Here is a 19,776-nt window from a genome sequence, read left to right on the forward strand (position 1 = left end):
AGACAGGCTCAAAAACGATCAACTCAAGTTTACATCGCTGCTTTTTTGCCGATTTTCGGCGAATACGGCACACTACCCGCCCGAGCGCCTGCTCGGTTTTTTCCACTTGAAGCAGCACGCCTATGACCCGCTCCCCGTTCCGCCGTCTAGTGTTTGGCACCTTGCGCCGACTGTTGTACCTCTGGGTTCGCTCGGAGACGATCAACCAGTCGTCCCTAACCCTCAACCTGGACCGCAGCCGGCCGGTGTTCTACGTCCTGCAATCACCCTCCCTCACCGAATTGGCCGTGGTCGATGCCGAGTGCACCAAGGCCGGCCTGCCGCGCCCGGTGCTGCCGGTTTCGGTCGGCCCGCTGATGGAACCGGCGGCGTTCTTCTACCTCACGCCGGAACCGGACTGGCTCGGCCGCCAGGACAAGCGTGGTGCACCGCCCACGCTGACCCGCCTGGTCGATACCCTCAGCGAGCACGCCGAAGAGAATGCACAAATCATTCCGGTCAGCGTGTTCTGGGGCCAGTCCCCCGAGAGCGAGTCCAGCCCGTGGAAGCTGTTGTTTGCCGACAGCTGGGCGGTCACCGGGCGTCTACGTCGCCTGTTGAGCATCCTGATCCTGGGTCGCAAGACCCGCGTGCAATTCTCTGCGCCAATCAACCTGCGTGAATTGATCGAGCACAATAAAGGGCACGAACGCACGGTGCGCATGGCCCAACGCATCCTGCGTGTGCACTTTCGTAACCTGAAGACGGCGGTGATCGGTCCCGATCTGTCACACCGGCGCAATCTGGTGAAGGGCCTGGTCAACATGCCGCTGGTGCGCCAGGCCATCATCGACGAGGCCGAACGGGAAAAGATCAGCCCGGAAAAAGCCAAGGCCCAGGCCTTGCGCTACGGCAACGAAATCGCCTCGGACTACACCTACACCGCGATCCGCTTTCTCGAAGTGGTGCTGAGCTGGTTCTGGAACAAGATCTACGACGGCATCAAGGTCAACAACATCGAAGGCGTGCAAAAGGTTGCCCAGGGCTACGAGGTGATCTACGTCCCTTGCCACCGCAGCCATATCGATTACCTGCTGCTGTCCTACCTGCTGTTCAAGAATGGCCTGACCCCACCGCACATCGCCGCCGGGATCAACCTGAACATGCCGGTGATCGGCAGCCTGCTGCGCCGTGGCGGTGCGTTTTTCATGCGCCGCACCTTCAAGGGCAACCCGCTGTACACCTCGGTGTTCAACGAATACCTGCATACCTTGTTCACCAAGGGTTTCCCGGTGGAGTACTTCGTCGAAGGCGGACGCTCGCGTACCGGGCGCATGCTGCAGCCGAAGACCGGGATGCTGGCGATCACCCTGCGCAGCTTCCTGCGCTCATCGCGCATGCCGATCGTGTTCGTGCCGGTGTACATCGGTTATGAACGCGTACTCGAAGGTCGTACCTACCTCGGTGAATTGCGCGGCGCGAGCAAGAAGAAAGAGTCGATCTTCGATATTTTCAAGGTGGTCGGCGCCCTCAAGCAGCGCTTCGGCCAGGTCGCGGTCAACTTCGGCGAACCGATCAAGCTGGCCGAATTCCTCGACAGCGAACAACCGGACTGGCGTGCCCAGGAGCTGGGGCCGAACTACAAGCCGGCCTGGCTCAACGAAACCACCAACCGCCTCGGCGAACAGGTGGCACGCCACTTGAACGAAGCCGCCGCCGTGAACCCGGTGAACCTGGTCGCCCTGGCGCTGCTGTCCACCACCCGCCTGGCCCTGGACGAACAAGCCATGGCGCGCCAGTTGGACCTGTACCTGGCGCTGTTGCGCCGTGTGCCCTACTCGCCGCACACCACCTTGCCCGAAGGTGATGGCCTGGCGCTGATCAAGCATGTGAAGGACATGGATTTGCTGTCGGAACAGAGCGATGCGTTGGGCAAGATTCTGTACCTGGACGAGCAGAACGCTGTCCTGATGACCTACTACCGCAACAATGTGCTGCACATCTTTGCCCTGCCGGCACTGCTGGCGAGTTTCTTCCAGAGCAGCTCGCGGATGAGCCGCGAGCAGATCCAGCGCTACACCCACGCGCTGTACCCGTACCTGCAATCGGAGCTGTTTATCCGCTGGTCGCTGGAAGAGCTCGATACCGTGATCGACCAGTGGCTGGAAGCCTTTGTCGAACAAGGTTTGCTGCGTTTCGAAAACAACGTATACCTGCGCCCGGCGCCGAGTTCACGGCACTTCGTGTTGCTGACGCTGCTGTCCAAGAGCATCGCCCAGACCCTGCAACGCTTCTACATGGCGATTTCTCTGCTGCTCAACAGCGGCCAGAACAGCATCAGCGCCGAAGAGCTGGAAGACCTGTGCACGATCATGGCCCAGCGCCTGTCGATCCTGCATGGCCTCAATGCCCCGGAATTCTTCGACAAGAGCCTTTTCCGACATTTCATCCAGACCTTGCTGGAACAAGATGTGCTGCGCCGCGATGACGCCGGCAAGCTGAGCTATCACGACCTGCTCGGCGAACTGGCCGAAGGCGCGGCCAAGCGCGTATTGCCAGCAGATATTCGCCTGTCGATTCGCCAGGTGGCATTGCATCGTGTGGATGGCGCGGCCGAAATACCCATCGAACCTGAAGAAAACCGCTAGATTTGAAAAGGCGTTGGTTGGATGCCGGCGCCGTTGAAAAGGAGCGACACCGTGAAAAAGATCATCCTCCTGGGCCTTACCGCCCTGCTCGGAGCTTGCCAGTCCATGAGCCCCACCCCCAAGGCCAGCCTCGATGGCGAAGTGTTCTACCTGCAACGCATCGCCCTGCCGCCAACCGCGACCTTGAGTGTGAGCCTGCAAGACGTTTCCCTGGCAGATGCACCGGCTGTGACCCTCGCCGAGCAGAAAGGCCCGGTCAAAGGCCAGGTGCCGCTGCCGTTTCACCTGAGCTACGACCCGGCCCAGGTCAAACCCGGCCACAGCTACTCGGTCAGCGCTCGCATCGAAGTGGATGGCAAGCTACTGTTTATTACCACCGAGCGACACGCTGTACAGCTCAACGGCCAGGATCCTCAACCACTGCGTCTGCGCGTTGACGCGGCGGCCCACTGAATTCGATAAAAAGGAAGCGCCCATGCTCCGTAACTCCCTTCGCCTGACTGCCCTGTGTGCCGGCCTGCTGCTCGGTGCCAACGCCATGGCCCTGGACCTCAGCAGCCTGTCCCAGGGCGACGCCAGCGGCGGCCTCAAGGACGCCCTGACCCAAGGCGCGCAAATCGCCGTGAAACAACTGGGTGTACCCGGTGGTTTCAGCAACAACCCGGAAGTGAAGATCGGCCTGCCTGGCAAGCTGGGCAAAGTCGCCGACAAGCTGAAGATGTTCGGCATGGGTGACCAGGTCACGCAGCTGGAAACCAGCATGAACAAGGCTGCTGAAACCGCCGTGACCCAGGCCCAGCCGATCCTGGTGAATGCCGTGAAGAACATGAGCGTGACGGACGCCAAGGGCATCCTCAGCGGTGGCCAGGATTCCGCTACCCAGTACCTGAACAAAAGCAGCCGTGAACAGATCCGCGCCAAGTTCCTGCCCATCGTCAAGGCGGCTACCGACAAGGTCGGCGTAGCCCAGCAGTACAATGCCCTGGCCGGCAAGGCTGCGGCTTTCGGTGCGGTGGACGCCAAAAGCGCCAATGTGGAGAGCTACGTAACCGAGCAGGCACTGGACGGTTTGTTCAAGATGATTGCCAAGCAGGAAGAAACCATTCGCGAGAACCCGGCGGCGGCGGCTACCAGTTTGGCGAAGAAGGTGTTTGGGGCGCTGTAATACCCGTAATGCCCACGGTTCAAGAAGACGTGGGCATTCGTTAAATTAACGAGAAGTCTTCAACCAGTTTTTTTGTATTTCTGCTTGATCACGCATTGAAAAAACCCATTCACGACCCTGCTTCTTCTTGACGAAGATGTTCAATTCAACAAGACCGTTCAGGACGGCTGACGCCGTGTTGTAGGAACAGCCCAGATTTTCCTTCACGTTGACCGCAGTGAACTGCTTCGCGGTGCCACTCTTGGCGACCTGAAATACAGTCTTCTGTTTCTCGTTCAACTCTTTGTAAAGCCCTGACTCCCAGAGCCATTGCTCGAACGATTCAGCCTCCTTAACACTTTTTTCGTAAGACGCCTTGAAGCTATCAACCGCCCGCTGGACCACAGAGCACTGGTAGTCAATAAAGTAAGTCAGATCCAGTTCATCTGTCTCGGTATAGAGGTAAGACGTACCGTACTGAACGGCGGCATTCTTAAGCAGAACACTGATGGAGATATACCTGAATGCCGCGTAATCGCTTTTAAACATAAACCAATAAAACAACGCACGCGCCACGCGACCATTGCCATCCCGAAAAGGGTGCTCGTAACCCAGCGCAAAATGCAGAGAAATACCTTTGATCAACGGATGGAGGTAGCGGCTTGTCGTAGCGTCGTCGTGGCAGGTGTTGATCCAGTCAGCTAATCGCCCCAATCTTTTGGCGATGCCTTCTGCAGGAGGGGGCGTATGGACCACATTGCTATCACCATCTTGGACAACTACGTCATCATTTAGACGAAAGCTGCCGGGAGAATATTTGTCATCGTCAATGCCTTGAACACCCACCTCATGCATTTCAGCGATCAGTTCGGCACTGAGAGGAGCGTTTCTCTTATCCCAAGCGAAACGCATCATCCGGTAATTACCAATGATCATTTTTTCATCGGGTGTTCTGGGTAGCCGCTCTCTTTTCAACATATCTTTTGCTACGAGCGTCGTGGTTGCTGCCCCTTCCAGCTGACTGCTGCTGATGGCTTCATCTTCAATCAAATCATTGAGCAGATACTTGATGTGAGCGGCCTTCCCAATCTTGCTGCTCATGTACTCAAGTGCTGCAGTTGAGGCGTACCTGTCGACCGTGGATACCACGCGCTGTGCGGTCGGTGTCAGTAAAAACTTGCACCAGGCCTCAGGCGTACCGACGGGCAATATTTGCTGGTACAGACGAGAGCGCTCGTATTTTACGATGCCCCAGCATATCGCCTGATCCAAATGCTTTGGGAAGCGGTGACGTAGTTGATCAAAGTGTAAGTAACGCCCCTGGCTATCGGTTGGCTGAGTCAGCTTCATATAGTCAGAAAGATGCTGAAGATGGGGTTCCTGGCCAATTAAAACGAAAACCCCTTCCGGCACCCTCGGTGGCAACTTGATCATCAAAATCTCAATTTTTCGATTTCTGAGACTTGAGTACAGCAGAAAACTGCAACTATCTCAATAAACATCAAATCTGAGACGCGCGCTCCCTCAATTCACCATCGATTCCGCCAACCGCCCCACCATCAGCGTGGCAAAGCAGCCAATCGCAATAGAGGTCGCACGGTTGATCTTCAATGGCGTGAGCCAGGCCTTTTGAATTCCTTCAAAGCGGCTGCCCAGCATGATCCACCCCGCCCCCACTGGAATCACCACCAGCACCAGCGTGGCCATGAACCCGGCATAGCCGGGTAGCGTGGCAAAGGTGCCGAACGGTGCAATGAATGACACGATCAGCAATCCCTTGGGATTCATCACCGTCAGCCAGAAGAAGTACAGCCCGGAGAAACGGTCGGAACCGGGGTGGATGACACTGTTCTTACGCTGCCAAAGCTTGTAGGAGACATAGAGCAAGTAGCAGGCTGCCGCCAATTGCGTTGCCTTCAGCGCCCATGGCGAGTACGCCGACAGGTACAGCAATGCCACGCCCCATACCGAAACTTGCAGCAGGTACGCCAGGCACTCGACAAATGCCAGCCTCCACGAAGCCCGCAAGCCACACAACACACCGGCACGAAATAACAGGGTGTTGGTAGGGCCTGGGGCAAGCAACAACAACATAAGGGCTGAAACGGTGGCCAGCATGATTACGCGACGTCCTTCCTCACTCGGAACCACGCAGCATACAGGGCCGGCAAGAACAATAGTGTCAACGCCGTCGCCACTATCAACCCGCCCATGATCGCCACGGCCATCGGCCCGAAGAACACACTGCGCGACAGCGGGATCATCGCCAATACCGCCGCGAGGGCGGTCAGCACAATCGGGCGGAAGCGGCGGACGGTGGCTTCGATGATCGCTTGCCACGGTGCCAGCCCCGCCTTGATGTCCTGCTCGATCTGGTCCACCAGGATCACCGAGTTGCGCATGATCATCCCCGACAGCGCAATGGTCCCGAGCATGGCGACGAAACCGAAGGGTTGGCGGAATACCAGCAGGAACAAGGTCACCCCGATCAAGCCCAGCGGTGCCGTCAGAAACACCATCGCGGTACGCGAGAAACTGCGCAACTGCAGCATCAACAAGGTCAGCACGACCACGATAAACAGGGGCACCCCGGCTTTCACCGAGTTCTGTCCACGGGCGGAATCCTCCACGGTCCCGCCCACGTCGAGCAGGTAGCCATCCGGCAGTTCGGCACGCACGCCTTCCAACGTCGGCAGGATCTGCTGGACCAGCGTCGCGGGCTGTTCCTTGCCGTAGATATCGGCGCGTACGGTCACCGTCGGCAAGCGGTTGCGGTGCCAGATGATGCCTTCTTCGAAACCGTATTCGAGGGTGGCAATTTGTGACAGCGCCACGCTTTTGCCGTTGTCCGTCGGCACTGCCAGGCTCGGCAGCAATGACAGTTCGGTGCGTTCGTGCACGGTGCCGCGCAGCAGGATTTCGATCAACTCGTTGTCCTCCCGGTACTGGCTGACGCTGGAACCGGTCAATGAACTCTGCAGGAATTTCGACAGGTTGGCCGTGCTCACGCCGAGGGCGCGGGCGCGGTCCTGGTCGATATTGAGGTAGACGATCTTGCTCGGTTCTTCCCAGTCCAGGTGCACGTTGACCACGTGAGGGTTTTCGCGAACCTTGGCCGCCACTTTGCGGGCGAGCGCGCGGACCTCTTCGATATGTTCGCCGGTCACACGGAACTGCACCGGGTAACCCACGGGCGGGCCGTTTTCCAGGCGGGTGACCCGTGAGCGCAGGTCGGGGAATTGTTCGTTGAGGGTTTCGATCAACCAGGTACGCAGGCTTTCGCGCTCTTCGATGGTTTTGGCCAGCACCACGAACTGGGCAAAACTGGCGGCCGGCAGTTGTTGATCCAGCGGCAGGTAGAAACGCGGCGATCCAGTACCGACATACGCCACGTAGTTGTCGATGCCGGCGTGATCCTTGAGCAGGGTTTCCAGGCGCTTGACCTGCTCGGCGGTGTTGCTCAGGGAGGCGCCTTCGGCCAGCTTCAGGTCGACCATCAGTTCCAGGCGACCGGAAGCCGGGAAGAACTGCTGCGGCACAAAACGGAATAGCGCGACCGAGCCGATAAACAGCAACAGGGTCAGGACGATCACGGTTTTGCGGCGACGCACGCACCACTCCACCAAACGCCTTACGCGCTGGTAGAACGGTGTGCCGTAGGGGTCAGGACCATCGGTGCCATGTTTGGCTGCGTGAATTTTCGCCAGGTCCGGCAGGAGCTTTTCCCCCAGGTAGGGCACAAACACTACGGCAGCCACCCACGAGGCGAGCAACGCAATGGTCACCACCTGGAAAATCGAGCGGGTGTATTCGCCGGTGCTCGACTGCGCAGTGGCAATCGGCAGGAAGCCGGCGGCGGTGATCAACGTACCGGTGAGCATCGGGAACGCGGTACTGGTCCAGGCAAAGCTGGCGGCCTTGAGCCGGTCGTAGCCCTGCTCCATTTTGATCGCCATCATCTCCACGGCGATGATCGCGTCATCCACCAGCAAGCCCAACGCCAACACCAGTGCGCCCAGGGAAATCTTGTGCAGGCCGATGCCGAGGTAATACATGGTGGCAAACGTCATCGCCAGCACCAGCGGAATCGCCAGGGCCACCACCATGCCGGTGCGCACGCCGAGAGAGAAGAAACTCACCAGCAACACGATGGCCAGCGCTTCGGCCAGTACCTGCACGAATTCGCCGACGCTGGTCTTCACCGCTGCCGGTTGGTCCGACACCTTGCGCAGCTCCATACCCGCCGGAAGGTTCTTCTGCAGGCGTGCGAATTCACCTTCCAGGGCCTTACCCAATACCAGGATGTCGCCGCCATCGCGCATCGCCACGGCCAGGCCGATGGCGTCTGCGCCCATGTAGCGCATGCGGGGTGCCGGTGGATCGTTGAACCCGCGGTGGATGTCGGCCACATCACCGATGCGGAAGGTGCGGTCACCCACGCGGATCGGGAAATTGCGGATCTCTTCCACGCTCTTGAAGTTGCCCGATACACGCAGTTGCACACGCTCACTCGGGGTTTCAAAGAAGCCCGCAGTGGACACCGCATTCTGTTCCTGCAACGCCTGTTGCACCGCCGCCAAAGGCAAGCCGAGGGTGGCGAGCTTGAGGTTGGACAGCTCGATCCAGATTTTTTCATCCTGCAGGCCGAGCAACTCGACCTTGCCCACATCCGCCACGCGCTGCAGTTGGATCTGGATGCGGTCGGCGTAGTCCTTGAGCACCGCGTAGTCGAAACCGTCGCCGGTCAGGGCGTAGATATTGCCGAAGGTGGTGCCGAATTCATCGTTGAAAAACGGCCCCTGGATATCCGGCGGCAAGGTCTCGCGGATGTCGCTGATCTTCTTGCGCACCTGGTACCACAGCTCGGGGATCTGCGCCGAATGCATGGAGTCGCGGGCCATGAAGGTGACCTGGGATTCGCCGGGGCGCGAGAAGGAGACGATACGTTCGTACTCGCCGGTCTCCATGAGTTTTTTCTCGATGCGTTCGGTGACCTGCCGCGAGACTTCCTGCGCCGTTGCGCCAGGCCAGTTGGTCTTGATCACCATGGCCTTGAAGGTGAACGGCGGGTCTTCACTTTGCCCCAGCTTGGAGTAGGACAGGGTGCCGACCACTGCCAGCAGGATCATCAGGAACAGTACGATCTGGCGATTGCGCAACGCCCATTCGGAAAGATTGAAACCCATCGGGGACTACTCCTTGGCCGCCAGATTCACCACACGGTTGGAGCGGTCCACCGGGCGCACTTGCTGGCCCTCGTGAAGCACGTGCACACCGGCGGCGATCACCCAATCCGTCGGGGCCAGGCCTTCCAGGACCGGGACGGTTTTCTCACCGAAGGCACCGATGCGCACCGGCGTGCGCTTGAGCGTGTTGTCGGGCTGGACGCGCCATACGTAGGACGCACCGTTCTCCGCACTGAGGGCAGACAGCGGCACCGACAACGGAACATCGCCGTCGACCTGTATGAATACCCGTGCGCTCTGGCCCAGTTCGGCCGGGACCTTGCCGCCGGTGAACGCCACACGCGCCGCAAACGTGCGCGACTTGGGATCGGCCGCCGGTGACAGCTCGCGAATACGCCCGGTAAAACGCTGATCCGGCTGGCTCCACAACTCCACAGAGACCGGCTGGCCGATCTTGAAGCGGCCAAAACCTTGTTCCGGCAGGCTGATCAGCACTTCGCGCTCACCATCGGTCGCCAGGGTAAACACAGTTTGCCCGGCGGACACCACTTGGCCGACTTCCACCGCACGCTTGGCCACCACCCCGTCCTGAGGTGCACGCAGAACGGCATAGCCGGCCTGGTTGCTGGCCACGTCGAACTCGGCCTTGATCTGCTTGAGGCGTGCTTCACCGGATCGGTAGAGGTTTTCGGAATTGTCGTACTGGGAACGGCTGACCATCTGACGGTCCATCAGGGTCTTGTAGCGGTCGCGCTCGGCCCGCACCAGGCTCAGGTTGGCCTCGGCGGCGGCAACCTGGGCGCGGGTCGCTTCCAGTTGCAGGCGCACGTCCTGAGGGTCCAGCTCCGCCAGCGGCTGGTTGGCCTTGACCCGTTCGCCCTCCTCCACCAAACGCTTGCTGACTTTGCCACCGATGCGAAAGGCCAGGTCCGGTTCATAGCGGGCGCGCACTTCGCCGGGGTAGCTGTCCATCGACTGCGAAGAAGGCTGAGGCTGCACCACCATGGCTGGGCGGATGGTAACCTGGGCCGCTTCTTCATGGCCGCAGGCGGCCAACAGCACGACCAAACTGACAGGCAAAGCAAAGGGCAGGAAGGTGCTGCGCATGCTGTAGGACCTTTCGCGAGTAGAGCTAGGAATAATTATACTGGCAGGTATGGTATTAATACCAAACTCGCCAGTCCAGTATTAAAGGTGAAAATGTCCGACAATCCTCTGAACACCAATAGCCCCGGGCGCCCCAAGGACATGGCAAAACGCCAGGCAATCCTCGAAGCAGCGAAAATCCTGTTTTTGAGCAATGGCTACGCCAGTACCAGCATGGACGCGGTGGCACTGGAAGCTGGCGTGTCGAAACTGACCGTCTATAGCCACTTCAACGATAAAGAGACCTTGTTCACCGCCGCGGTGGTGGCCAAGTGCGAAGAACAACTGCCGGTGATGTACTTCGAGTTGCCCGAGGGCATACCCGTACAAACTGTGCTGTTGAATATCGCGCGGGGGTTCCATCGGCTGATCAACAGTGAAGAGTCGGTCAACCTGCATCGCCTGATGATGACCACCGGCAACCAGGACGTGAAACTCTCGCAGATCTTCTTCGAGGCCGGCCCCATGCGCATGCTGCAGGGCATGGAACGCCTGCTCGGCAAGATCAACCAGAGCGGCGCGCTGAGCATCGACAAGCCATTTACGGCGGCCGAGCACTTCTTCTGCCTGCTCAAAGGCACGGCGAATTTCTGCTTGCTTTATGGCTGCGGCGGGCAACTGAGCGAAGAAGCCGCCGAAGCCCATGTACAGGAGGTGGTGGGGCTGTTTATGCGGGCTTATAGGAGAGAGGCAGCGGTAAGTTGTTAGCTGCAAGCTGAAAGCACTTTAGCTTGCAGCTTGTGGCTTAAGGCTTGAGTGCTTTTTTAGGGTAGATGTCATAGCGACTGGATTTGCCATCCAGCGCATGGCTCGGCTTTGGCCCGTCAATGCACGGCGCCTTGCGCGGGCGCTTGACCACCACGCGGTGGCTGGCCAGGGCCAGGGCGGCGGCCAGTAGCGCGGGGGCGTCAGGATCATCGCCAACCAGCGGCCGGAACAGGCGCATTTCCTTCTTCACCAGGGCAGTTTTCTCACGGTGCGGGAACATCGGGTCGAGGTAGATCACCTGGGGCGGCTCGCCTTCCCAGTTACGCATCACGTCGATGGAATTGCCCTTGAGCAGCTTCATGCGCGCCACAATCGGCGCCACTTCAAAATCCTCCGCGCCGCGCGCCAGCCCATCTTCGAGCAAGGCGCCGATCAGCGGCTGGCGCTCGATCAGGCTCATCTCGCAACCCAGGCTGGCCAGTACGAAGGCGTCCTTGCCAAGGCCAGCCGTAGCGTCGAGTACCCGTGGGCGCACGCCTTGGGCGATGCCCACGGCCTTGGCGATCATCTGCCCGCTACCGCCACCATAGAGGCGCCGATGCGCCGCGCCACCCTCGACAAAATCCACGCGCACCGGCCCCGGTGCATCAGGCCCGAGCTGTTGCAATTGCAGGCCATGCTCCCCCACTTGCAGGGAAAAGTCCGCATCCGCCTGCTGCAACGGCAAGCCAAGCCGCTGCGCCCATTGCTCGGCGCGGGCCTGGAAAAACTCGCCCAAGGCCTCGACCCGGATGCGGCTGGCCGCTGGTTGTTCGCTCATCAATCGCTACGCTCAAAAATATTAAGGATCGGCAAACAGCGGCCGATAAAAACAACAGTCAGGTATTTTGCCAGAGCTGAGCGTCGACCGAGAAAAATGTCAGACATTCTTCCCCTAACCATCGGTGTACTGCCGACCCACAACCACTACGGCCTGCGCAATACTCAAGCGCTGGCCGGGGTGAGTCATGTGTGGCAGGACTTCTTCGCCCGGGCACTGGCCGAGCAGCTCGGCGATACGCCGGACACGCTCGCCGTGCAGGCGCCAGCACCGGCGGACCCGGCGGTAGAACCCAGCGAAGGCGCCGACCTGCTGTCGCAGATCCTCACCCAGCGTGAGTGCGACGTGAAAGATACCGAGATTGCCCCGCCGGAGCCGCTGTTCCTGCCGATTGCCGAGTTCGAGACTGACTTGCTGCCACCGGCCGCCACACAGTATCCGGAAGAAGAAATCGTCGCGCAGCAACGCCAGCAGAATTTCGAAAGCGGCTGGGTCCGCCCCATCGTGCTGACGGCCGGCCAGCCGCTGCCGGAACCGGGCCCAGCCCCGGAGCCGCGCCCTCTGCACCTGCCCATCGCAGAATTCGAACTGGACCTGCTGCCTCCACCTGCCACGCCATTCCCGGAAGAAGAGCTGGTCGCGCAACAAAAGGCCCTGGATTTCGATTACTACTGGGCTCGCCCACTGGTCACCCAGAACCTGCGCCTGGCCGCCTGAGTCTCAGCGACACACCCACCAACGCCCCATATCCAGGTGGAAGTGGTTGCGGTGCGCGGCGTTGTAGTCAGGGCTCAGCACGACATTGAAATCATCACAGGCACTGTCGCGGACCTGACGCAGGAACCGCGCCTTATCGCCCTCCCCCGGCCAGTCCTTGAGCACGCTGATGCTGCGCCCATCCGCCAGGCGAAAGCCGGCAATATCCAGCGCATTGGCCGACGCATGCTGGCTGAGTCGCCCTTCGGCACGGTTATACATATTGCGACAGGCAAAGCTGCCCAGGTGATCGACCCGCGTCACTGCCTGGCCGAATACCGACTGGGCCGCCGGTTGCAAGCTGTGACGCTCAAACAGGGCGAACGCCACCGCCAGTGGGCAACTGGCGAGAAAACTGCTGCTCAGCCCCACCGCCGAACCCTGTACGCGCAAGGTATTGCGCAGGGGGCAAGCGGCATCTGCCGGCGAGTCCGCCTGATGACTGACGCGCAGGCCCGAGGTTTCCAGCACCTGGTCGCACAATGCCGGATCATCCTGCAGACGACCCAATTTGTAGCGGGTCAACACGTTAGGGGTCGCCCGCACGTCCAGCGGCGCCCATGGGTTCCAATCGGCCGGCAGTGGGACCCATCCACGCCAGACACCCACGGCAACGGCACCCGCCAGGATCAGCAGCATGCCCATGACTTTGAAAAAACGCACCGCCTAGCCCTTGAAGAACTGGTTGGCCTGGCTGAACGGCATCTTGCGCTCGGTAAAGGTGAACGTGCCCCGTTCATACATTTCCTGGGCTGCGCGATAGAACTCACCATAGGCGGCCAACGCCAGCGCCGAGCCGACGCTGATCCGCCGCACGCCCATCTCGCTCAACTGCGCAACGCTCAGGTTCAAGCCGCCGGACATCAACACATTCACCGGCTTGGGCGCCACGGCCTTGACCACCGCCAGCACTTCCTCGGCACTGCGCAGGGCCGGCGCATACAGCACGTCGGCACCGGCTTCGGCGTAGGCTTGCAGACGGCGGATGGTGTCGGGCAAATCCAGGCGGCCATGCAGGAGGTTTTCCGCACGGGCCGTCAGGGTGAAGGCAAAAGGCAGGCTGCGGGCGGCGGCGACGGCGGCTTCCACACGCTCGACCGAAAGATCGAAGGGATAGATCGGGTCGGCGGCAATGCCCGTGGCGTCCTCGATGGAGCCGCCGACAATGCCGACTCCCGCTGCGCGCAGGATGGTCTGGGCGCAGCCTTCAGGGGTGTCGCTGAAGCCGTTTTCCAGGTCGGCGGCCACCGGCAACGGGGTGGCGTTGGCGATCATACCGGCATTGACCAACGTGTCCTCCAGGGACAACGCGCCTTCCGCATCCGGTCGCCCCAGGCTGAACGCGTAGCCTGCACTGGTGGTGGCCAGCGCTTCGAAACCCAGGCTGGCCAACATTACAGCGGAGCCCGCATCCCATGGGTTGGGCATCACGAATGCGCGGTCGCGCTCATGCAAGGCCTTGAAGGTTTCGGCGCGAAGGGTTTGGGCATCCATGTCGGGCTCCTGGCGGAAAAAGGAGCCCTAGAGTAACCCCAGTTGCTCCACGGCGGGGGCACGATCCAGCACGGGCAGGGGCTGCAGGCCTGGTAGGCGCGCCATCAGTTGATCGTGGAAACGCAGGGCCAGTTGCGCGGCCAGGCGGTTATCCGAGGTGTGCAGGAACACGTAGGGGGTGCGCCCTTCTTCGATCCAGCCCGCGACTTTTTCCACCCATGGCATCAGGAACGAATCGTTGGCCTCCAATTCGGGATGGCCAATAAAGCGTACCTGGGGAAACTGCGTCAGCGCCGCCGGGCGGGGTGGCACCTTGGGCTTTTTGGATTGGGCGTGCAGCACGGCGGCCGAGGTGGACGTGCAACTGAACAACGCACGCGGATCCAGGCAGATGCGCTCCACGCCGCGGTCACGCAACAAACGGTTAAGCATGCGCTCGGCATCCCCCTTGGCGAAGAATTCCAGGTGGCGCACTTCCACCGCCATCGGCCGCTCCAGGCCATCGATAAAGCCTGCCAACTCCCCCAGGCGCTGCGGGGTGAAAGACGCGGGCAGTTGCAACCACAGCGGCGATACCCGCTCACCCAACGGGCTCATCAAGCCCACGAAGCTTTCCGCTGCCGGTAGCTGCTCGATCAGGTTGCCACTGTGGCTGATATCACCGGGAAATTTGGCGGTGAAGCGAAAGTCCTCAGGCATGATTTCGGCCCAGCGCTGCACGGTGGCGGCGGAGGGGCGAGCGTAAAACGTGGTGTTGCCTTCAACGGCGTTGAAGACCTGGGAGTACAGCGCGAGGTAATCGCTGGAACGGGCATCGGCGGGGTACAGGTACTCGCGCCAGGCATTTTCACTCCAGGACGGGCAACCGAGGTAGTAAGGCAGACGCATCAGATATGGATGTCGAGGCCCAGCACTTCCATATCCCATTCGACAAAGCCGGCGGTGGTCAGGTAGCTGGCCAGGGCGGTGGCGACGCTTTTGCTCATGGAGCGCGGGAAGACCATGTCTTGCTGACGGGCGGGAAGACCGCTGATACGGGCTTGGGCGTTGGCTTGCGCATCGGCTTGGACTTCGATGAAGTCCGGCGAGTCCTCGACCGACTCATCCACCGTGACGTTCGCCTTACGCGGCTTGCGCTTGATTGGGTAAGACTGTGAGGAAAAGCCATCAATACGCATGGGCGCGAACTCGCTATCAGTAATGGCATTTTGGCAGCACTGTCCGTAGTGCGCAAATGCTCTGGTGATAACTAGAACACATAATTTGAAAAAGGTTTAAAACCCAGGGGAAATTCTGACGATTGGTGCAAGTTTGGGGGATTTTAGCGCTGCTTCGCAGCCCAATGCGGGGCAAACCCGCTCGCCACAACCAGCCCGCTCGCCACAATTAAAGGCCGCGCTCTGCCTTGGTCTGCGCCACTTTATCGCGCAGATAGACCGGCGCCGCCTGGTCGGCCGGAATCGCCTCGCCACGCGCAAAGGCAAAACGTGCCAATGTCAGCAAGTCCTCGGCGTGAGGCAACATCGCCGCGTCCTGGCCCACCAACGGCACAGCGAGGCGCTCGCCATACCCCCAACCAGTACCAGCCCCGAACCAATCGCCGCTGGCGTCGGCTGGCAATTGCGATGACTCCGGCGGTTGCACGGCTTCCACGCCGACCAGACGCATCTCGCCCGCCGTTTCGCGGTAGCAACCCCAATAGACTTCATCCATGCGCGCATCGATAGCCGCCGCCACCTGATGCGCGCCATGTTCACGCAAGGCGCGCTGGGCCAGCACGGCCAGGTTGGACACCGGCAACACCGGACGCTCCAGCGCAAACGCCAGGCCCTGCACCACGCCAATGGCGATACGGACACCCGTGAATGCACCCGGTCCGCGACCGAAGGCGATGGCATCGACCGCAGCCAGAGTGGTGCCGGCGTCTTCCAGCAGTTGCTTGATCATCGGCAACAGCTTCTGCGCGTGCAGGCGCGGGATCACCTCGTAGTGGCTCGTTACCTTGCCATCGTGCAGCAAGGCAACGGAGCAAGCTTCAGTCGCGGTGTCCAGGGCCAGCAGGGTGCTCATCGGTGTAGGTGTCCAAGTCGAAAAAAAGTGCGCCAGTATAAACAACAACGGCCCGCAAGCGGGCCGTTATCCATGAAGCCGGTCGAGGGATCAGCTCAGTGCTTGCAGCACTTTGGCGGTGATCGCCTCAACCGAGCCGACGCCAGGAATGTGGCTGTACTTCGGCTTGCCTTGGGCGGCGGACAGCTTCTGGTAGAAGTCCACCAGCGGCTTGGTCTGGGAATGGTAGACCGACAGGCGATGACGCACGGTTTCTTCGGTGTCGTCTTTGCGCTGCACCAGGTCTTCGCCGGTGACGTCGTCCTTGCCTTCCACCTTTGGCGGATTGTAGACGGTGTGATACACGCGCCCCGAGGCTTCGTGGACGCGACGACCGGCGATACGCTGGACGATTTCTTCGTCTTCAACCGCGATTTCGACCACGGCATCCAGCTCGACGCCGGCCTTCACCAGGGCCTCAGCCTGGGGAATGGTGCGCGGGAAGCCGTCGAACAGGAAACCGTTCTTGCAGTCTTCCTGGCTGATGCGTTCCTTGACCAGGTTGATGATCAAGTCATCGGAAACCAGGCCACCGCTGTCCATCACGCTCTTGGCGATCAGGCCCAGCTCGGTGCCGGCCTTGACGGCCGCGCGCAGCATGTCGCCGGTGGAGATTTGTGGAATGCCGAATTTTTCAGTGATGAACTTTGCCTGAGTACCTTTACCGGCCCCGGGAGCTCCCAGCAGAATGACGCGCATTGATGTGCTCCTCAATTTTTTATAGAGATGACGCTCGGATTCGCCGCGGCGGGCCAATCGCGTAAAAATAGAATTCGGGCCGCCCAAACGGCCAAAGGCTGATCAAGATACACAGCAGGCCTTAAGCACACAAGCCGCCAAAAGTCGCAGGAACCCGTGCAGCGCTTACGTCATAGGTAGGGTGTGCCTGGGTGCAACCCGACGCCATAAACGCCGACCGCCCTTTTCAGGGCGGCCGCCGTGGTTTATCTGCAAGCCGTTGAGAACATGCAAAAAACCTTAGCCGGTATTACGCAAACCGGCGGCAATACCGGCCACGGAGACCAGCAGCGCCTGTTCCAGAGGGCTGTCCTGTGCCGCTTCCTGCTGGCGCGAACGCGCCAGCAACTCGGCCTGCAACAGGTGCAGCGGGTCGAGGTAGGTGTTGCGCAGGCGGATGAACTCCAGGGTGTCCGGGCTATGGGCCAGCAGCTGCGACTGGCCAGTCAGGCCAAGCACCACCTTGCAGGCCTGCGACAATAGGTCGCGCAAATGCGCACCCAGTGGCAACAGGTCCGGCTGCACCAGGCGCTCGTCATACAGACGGGCGATGTCGGCGTCGGCCTTGGCCAGCACCATTTCCAGCATGTCGATGCGGGTGCGGAAGAACGGCCACTGCTCACGCATCTGCCCCAGCAAGTCGCCTTCACCACGTTCCAGGGCCTTGCTCAGCGCCGCTTCCCAGCCCAGCCAGGCCGGTAGCATAAGACGGGTCTGGGTCCAGCCGAAGATCCACGGAATCGCACGCAGGCTTTCAATCCCGCCCGCACGGCGCTTGGCCGGGCGGCTGCCCAACGGCAAACGGCCCAGCTCTTGTTCCGGCGTGGACTGGCGGAAATACTCGACGAACTGCGGATTCTCGCGCACCACGGCGCGGTAAGCGCTGACACCGTCTGCCGCCAATTCGTCCATCAAATGGCGCCAGGCCGGTTCGGGCGGCGGCGGTGGCAACAGGGTCGCCTCCAACACGGCGGCCAGGTAAAGGTTGAGGTTCTGCTCGGCAATATCCGGCAGGCCGAACTTGAAGCGGATCATCTCGCCCTGTTCGGTGGTACGGAAGCGCCCCGCCACCGACCCAGGCGGCTGCGACAGGATCGCCGCGTGGGCCGGGCCGCCGCCACGCCCCACGGTGCCACCACGCCCGTGGAACAACAGCAGTTCCACTTGCTGTTCACGGCAGATATCCACCAGGCGTTCCTGCGCCCGGTACTGCGCCCAGGCAGCGGCAGTGGTGCCGGCGTCCTTGGCCGAATCCGAGTAGCCGATCATCACTTCCTGCGGGCCCTGCAGCCGCGCGCGGTAGCCCGGCAGCAGCAACAGTTGCTCGATCACCGGGCCGGCGTTATCCAGGTCGGCCAGGGTTTCGAACAGCGGCACCACGCGCATCGGCCGTTGCACGCCTGACTCTTTAAGCAGCAACTGCACCGCCAGCACATCCGACGCAGCGCCGGCCATGGAGATGACATACGAGCCCAGGGACGCCGCCGGGGCCGCGGCGATTTCCTTGCAGGTGTTGAGCACCTCCGCGGTATCCGCCGACGGTTTGAAATAACCCGGCAGCAACGGTCGACGGTTGGCCAGTTCCTTCATCAGGAAGCTGATGCGCATCTCTTCGTTCCAGTCCTCGTAGCGCCCCAGACCGAGATAATCGGTGATTTCGGTCATGGCCGCGCAATGGCGACTGGAATCCTGGCGCACATCCAACCGCACCAGGAACAGGCCGAAAGTCACCGCCCGCCGCAGGCAATCGAGCAACGGCCCATCGGCGATCACGCCCATGCCGCATTCGTGCAGCGACTGGTAGCACAGCTCCAGCGGCTCCAGCAGGTCGCGGTTGTTCTGCAATACCTCGGCAGGCGCTGGCGTGCTGCTGCTCAACGCCGTATGCGCCCATTGACGCGTGGCACGCAGGCGTTCACGCAATTGCTTGAGCAAGGCACGATAGGGTTCGACGCTGTCGCCGACCTTGGCCTGCAACGCCGGGCTGGCGCGCTGCATCGACAGCTCGGAGGCCAGGTGATCGATATCGCGCAGGTACAGATCCGCAGCCATCCAGCGCGCCAGCAGCAACACTTCGCGGGTGACCGGTGCAGTGACATTCGGGTTGCCGTCACGATCGCCGCCCATCCAGGACGCAAAGCGGATCGGCGCCGCTTCCAGCGGCAATCGCAGGCCTGTGGCGGCGTGCAGGGCCTGGTCGGCCTTGCGCAGGTAATTGGGAATAGCGTGCCACAGCGAATGCTCGATCACCGCGAACCCCCACTTGGCTTCGTCTACCGGCGTGGGCCGGGTGCGGCGGATTTCTTCGGTGTGCCAGGCCTCGGCGATCAAGCGTTGCAGGCGCTGGCGGATCTGCTCACGCTCGGCCGTGGTGAGGTCGCGGTGATCCTGCAGTGCCAATTGGGCGGCGATGGCATCGTATTTCTGGATCAGGGTGCGGCGCGCCACTTCGGTGGGGTGGGCGGTCAGGACCAGTTCGATCTCCAGGCGCCCCAACTGGCGGGCCAGGGATTCGTTGCTGTGGCCTTCGGCTTGCAGGCGCGCCAGCAACTCAGGCAATACGCGGGATTCGAAGGGTGCCGGTTGCGACTCATCGCGTCGATGAATCAGCTGATACTGCTCGGCAATGTTGGCCAGGTTGAGGAACTGGTTGAAGGCACGGGCGACCGGTAGCAGCTCATCTTCCTGCAACTGGTTGAGGCTGGTGCTCAGTTCATCGCCTGCGCCACGGCGGTCGGCCTTGGCGCCCTTGCGGATCTGCTCGATCTTGTCGAGGAAATCATCGCCGTATTGCTCTCGAATGGTGTTGCCCAACAGTTCACCCAGCAGGTGAACATCCTCACGCAAGCGTGCATCGATATCACTCATCAGCCAATCTCCAGCCAGAAATCCGGGACGCGCAGGTTTGCCAGAGTGCCGCCAGCGCTCATTTATGACAAGACTTTAAACCTTGCGAGTTGCAGCTAGTCTCAACACTAAGTCGCCGCGTTTATCCGCGCGAGCGGCGGGTCACTCATCACCGCCTGCTATCGCAGGCTTTACTGAGGT

17 protein-coding genes are annotated in these 19,776 nt (G+C 60.9%); 5 read left to right on the forward strand and 12 right to left on the reverse strand.

Going from position 1 to position 19,776, the window contains the following annotated elements:
* Positions 1–122: 122 nt before the first annotated feature.
* Genes plsB through BM110_RS02350 form a run of 3 tightly spaced genes read left to right on the forward strand, consistent with a single transcriptional unit; the run spans position 123 to position 3,792 of the window.
* A complete protein-coding gene (gene plsB, locus BM110_RS02340) occupies positions 123–2,627 on the forward strand; it encodes a glycerol-3-phosphate 1-O-acyltransferase PlsB (RefSeq protein WP_092241150.1) in 2,505 nt (834 codons plus the stop codon).
* A gap of 51 nt (positions 2,628–2,678) precedes the next feature.
* Positions 2,679–3,080: a YbaY family lipoprotein gene (locus tag BM110_RS02345; RefSeq protein ID WP_071488788.1), complete on the forward strand. Its 402-nt coding sequence runs from the start codon at positions 2,679–2,681 to the stop codon at positions 3,078–3,080.
* A 22-nt stretch (positions 3,081–3,102) separates the two neighbouring features.
* Entirely contained in the window at positions 3,103–3,792 is a 690-nt protein-coding gene (locus tag BM110_RS02350; RefSeq protein WP_071488787.1) for a DUF4197 domain-containing protein, read from the forward strand.
* A 45-nt stretch (positions 3,793–3,837) separates the two neighbouring features.
* Here BM110_RS02350 and BM110_RS02355 read toward each other — a convergent pair whose 3' ends face one another.
* From BM110_RS02355 to BM110_RS02370, 4 genes are all read right to left on the reverse strand, one after another.
* Positions 3,838–5,202 (reverse strand): Fic family protein, encoded by a 1,365-nt coding sequence (locus BM110_RS02355; protein WP_371914360.1) that lies wholly within the window; start codon positions 5,200–5,202, stop codon positions 3,838–3,840.
* A 93-nt stretch (positions 5,203–5,295) separates the two neighbouring features.
* Positions 5,296–5,889: a LysE family translocator gene (locus BM110_RS02360; protein WP_071488786.1), complete on the reverse strand. Its 594-nt coding sequence runs from the start codon at positions 5,887–5,889 to the stop codon at positions 5,296–5,298.
* Positions 5,890–5,891: 2 nt separating this feature from the next.
* On the reverse strand, positions 5,892–8,957 hold the full coding sequence (locus BM110_RS02365) for an efflux RND transporter permease subunit (RefSeq protein ID WP_093512226.1): 3,066 nt from the start codon (positions 8,955–8,957) through the stop codon (positions 5,892–5,894).
* A 6-nt stretch (positions 8,958–8,963) separates the two neighbouring features.
* On the reverse strand, positions 8,964–10,064 hold the full coding sequence (locus BM110_RS02370) for an efflux RND transporter periplasmic adaptor subunit (RefSeq protein WP_093512228.1): 1,101 nt from the start codon (positions 10,062–10,064) through the stop codon (positions 8,964–8,966).
* Between the two features lie 93 nt (positions 10,065–10,157).
* Between BM110_RS02370 and BM110_RS02375 the strand changes: the two genes are divergently transcribed.
* Positions 10,158–10,811: a TetR/AcrR family transcriptional regulator gene (locus BM110_RS02375; RefSeq protein WP_092241142.1), complete on the forward strand. Its 654-nt coding sequence runs from the start codon at positions 10,158–10,160 to the stop codon at positions 10,809–10,811.
* 37 nt (positions 10,812–10,848) lie between these two features.
* On the opposite strand, the gene BM110_RS02380 is transcribed toward BM110_RS02375, so the two are convergent.
* On the reverse strand, positions 10,849–11,631 hold the full coding sequence (locus tag BM110_RS02380) for a class I SAM-dependent methyltransferase (protein ID WP_093512231.1): 783 nt from the start codon (positions 11,629–11,631) through the stop codon (positions 10,849–10,851).
* Between the two features lie 96 nt (positions 11,632–11,727).
* Between BM110_RS02380 and BM110_RS02385 the strand changes: the two genes are divergently transcribed.
* Positions 11,728–12,348: an energy transducer TonB gene (locus tag BM110_RS02385; protein ID WP_093512233.1), complete on the forward strand. Its 621-nt coding sequence runs from the start codon at positions 11,728–11,730 to the stop codon at positions 12,346–12,348.
* 3 nt (positions 12,349–12,351) lie between these two features.
* On the opposite strand, the gene BM110_RS02390 is transcribed toward BM110_RS02385, so the two are convergent.
* The 7 genes from BM110_RS02390 to ppc all read right to left on the reverse strand — a co-directional run bounded on the left by BM110_RS02390 (position 12,352) and on the right by ppc (position 19,596).
* Entirely contained in the window at positions 12,352–13,032 is a 681-nt protein-coding gene (locus tag BM110_RS02390; RefSeq protein WP_219731699.1) for an extensin-like domain-containing protein, read from the reverse strand.
* Positions 13,033–13,053: 21 nt separating this feature from the next.
* The gene (locus BM110_RS02395) at positions 13,054–13,881 is read right to left on the reverse strand and encodes an isocitrate lyase/PEP mutase family protein (protein ID WP_093512235.1); all 828 of its coding nucleotides are present in this window, start codon (positions 13,879–13,881) and stop codon (positions 13,054–13,056) included.
* A gap of 27 nt (positions 13,882–13,908) precedes the next feature.
* Entirely contained in the window at positions 13,909–14,769 is an 861-nt protein-coding gene (locus BM110_RS02400) for a DUF72 domain-containing protein (RefSeq protein WP_092241131.1), read from the reverse strand.
* Positions 14,769–15,059, reverse strand: coding sequence for a hypothetical protein (locus BM110_RS02405; RefSeq protein ID WP_058425317.1), 291 nt, complete (start codon positions 15,057–15,059; stop codon positions 14,769–14,771). The genes BM110_RS02400 and BM110_RS02405 overlap by 1 nt, the downstream gene beginning before the upstream one ends.
* A gap of 208 nt (positions 15,060–15,267) precedes the next feature.
* A complete protein-coding gene (gene tsaB, locus BM110_RS02410; protein WP_092241129.1) occupies positions 15,268–15,951 on the reverse strand; it encodes a tRNA (adenosine(37)-N6)-threonylcarbamoyltransferase complex dimerization subunit type 1 TsaB in 684 nt (227 codons plus the stop codon).
* Between the two features lie 90 nt (positions 15,952–16,041).
* Positions 16,042–16,689: an adenylate kinase gene (gene adk / locus BM110_RS02415; RefSeq protein WP_010212617.1), complete on the reverse strand. Its 648-nt coding sequence runs from the start codon at positions 16,687–16,689 to the stop codon at positions 16,042–16,044.
* 279 nt (positions 16,690–16,968) lie between these two features.
* On the reverse strand, positions 16,969–19,596 hold the full coding sequence (gene ppc, locus BM110_RS02420; RefSeq protein WP_093512238.1) for a phosphoenolpyruvate carboxylase: 2,628 nt from the start codon (positions 19,594–19,596) through the stop codon (positions 16,969–16,971).
* Positions 19,597–19,776 lie beyond the last annotated feature (180 nt).

Origin of the sequence: Pseudomonas sp. NFPP28 (genome assembly GCF_900115535.1) — a bacterium.
GTDB classification, from domain to species: domain Bacteria; phylum Pseudomonadota; class Gammaproteobacteria; order Pseudomonadales; family Pseudomonadaceae; genus Aquipseudomonas; species Aquipseudomonas extremorientalis.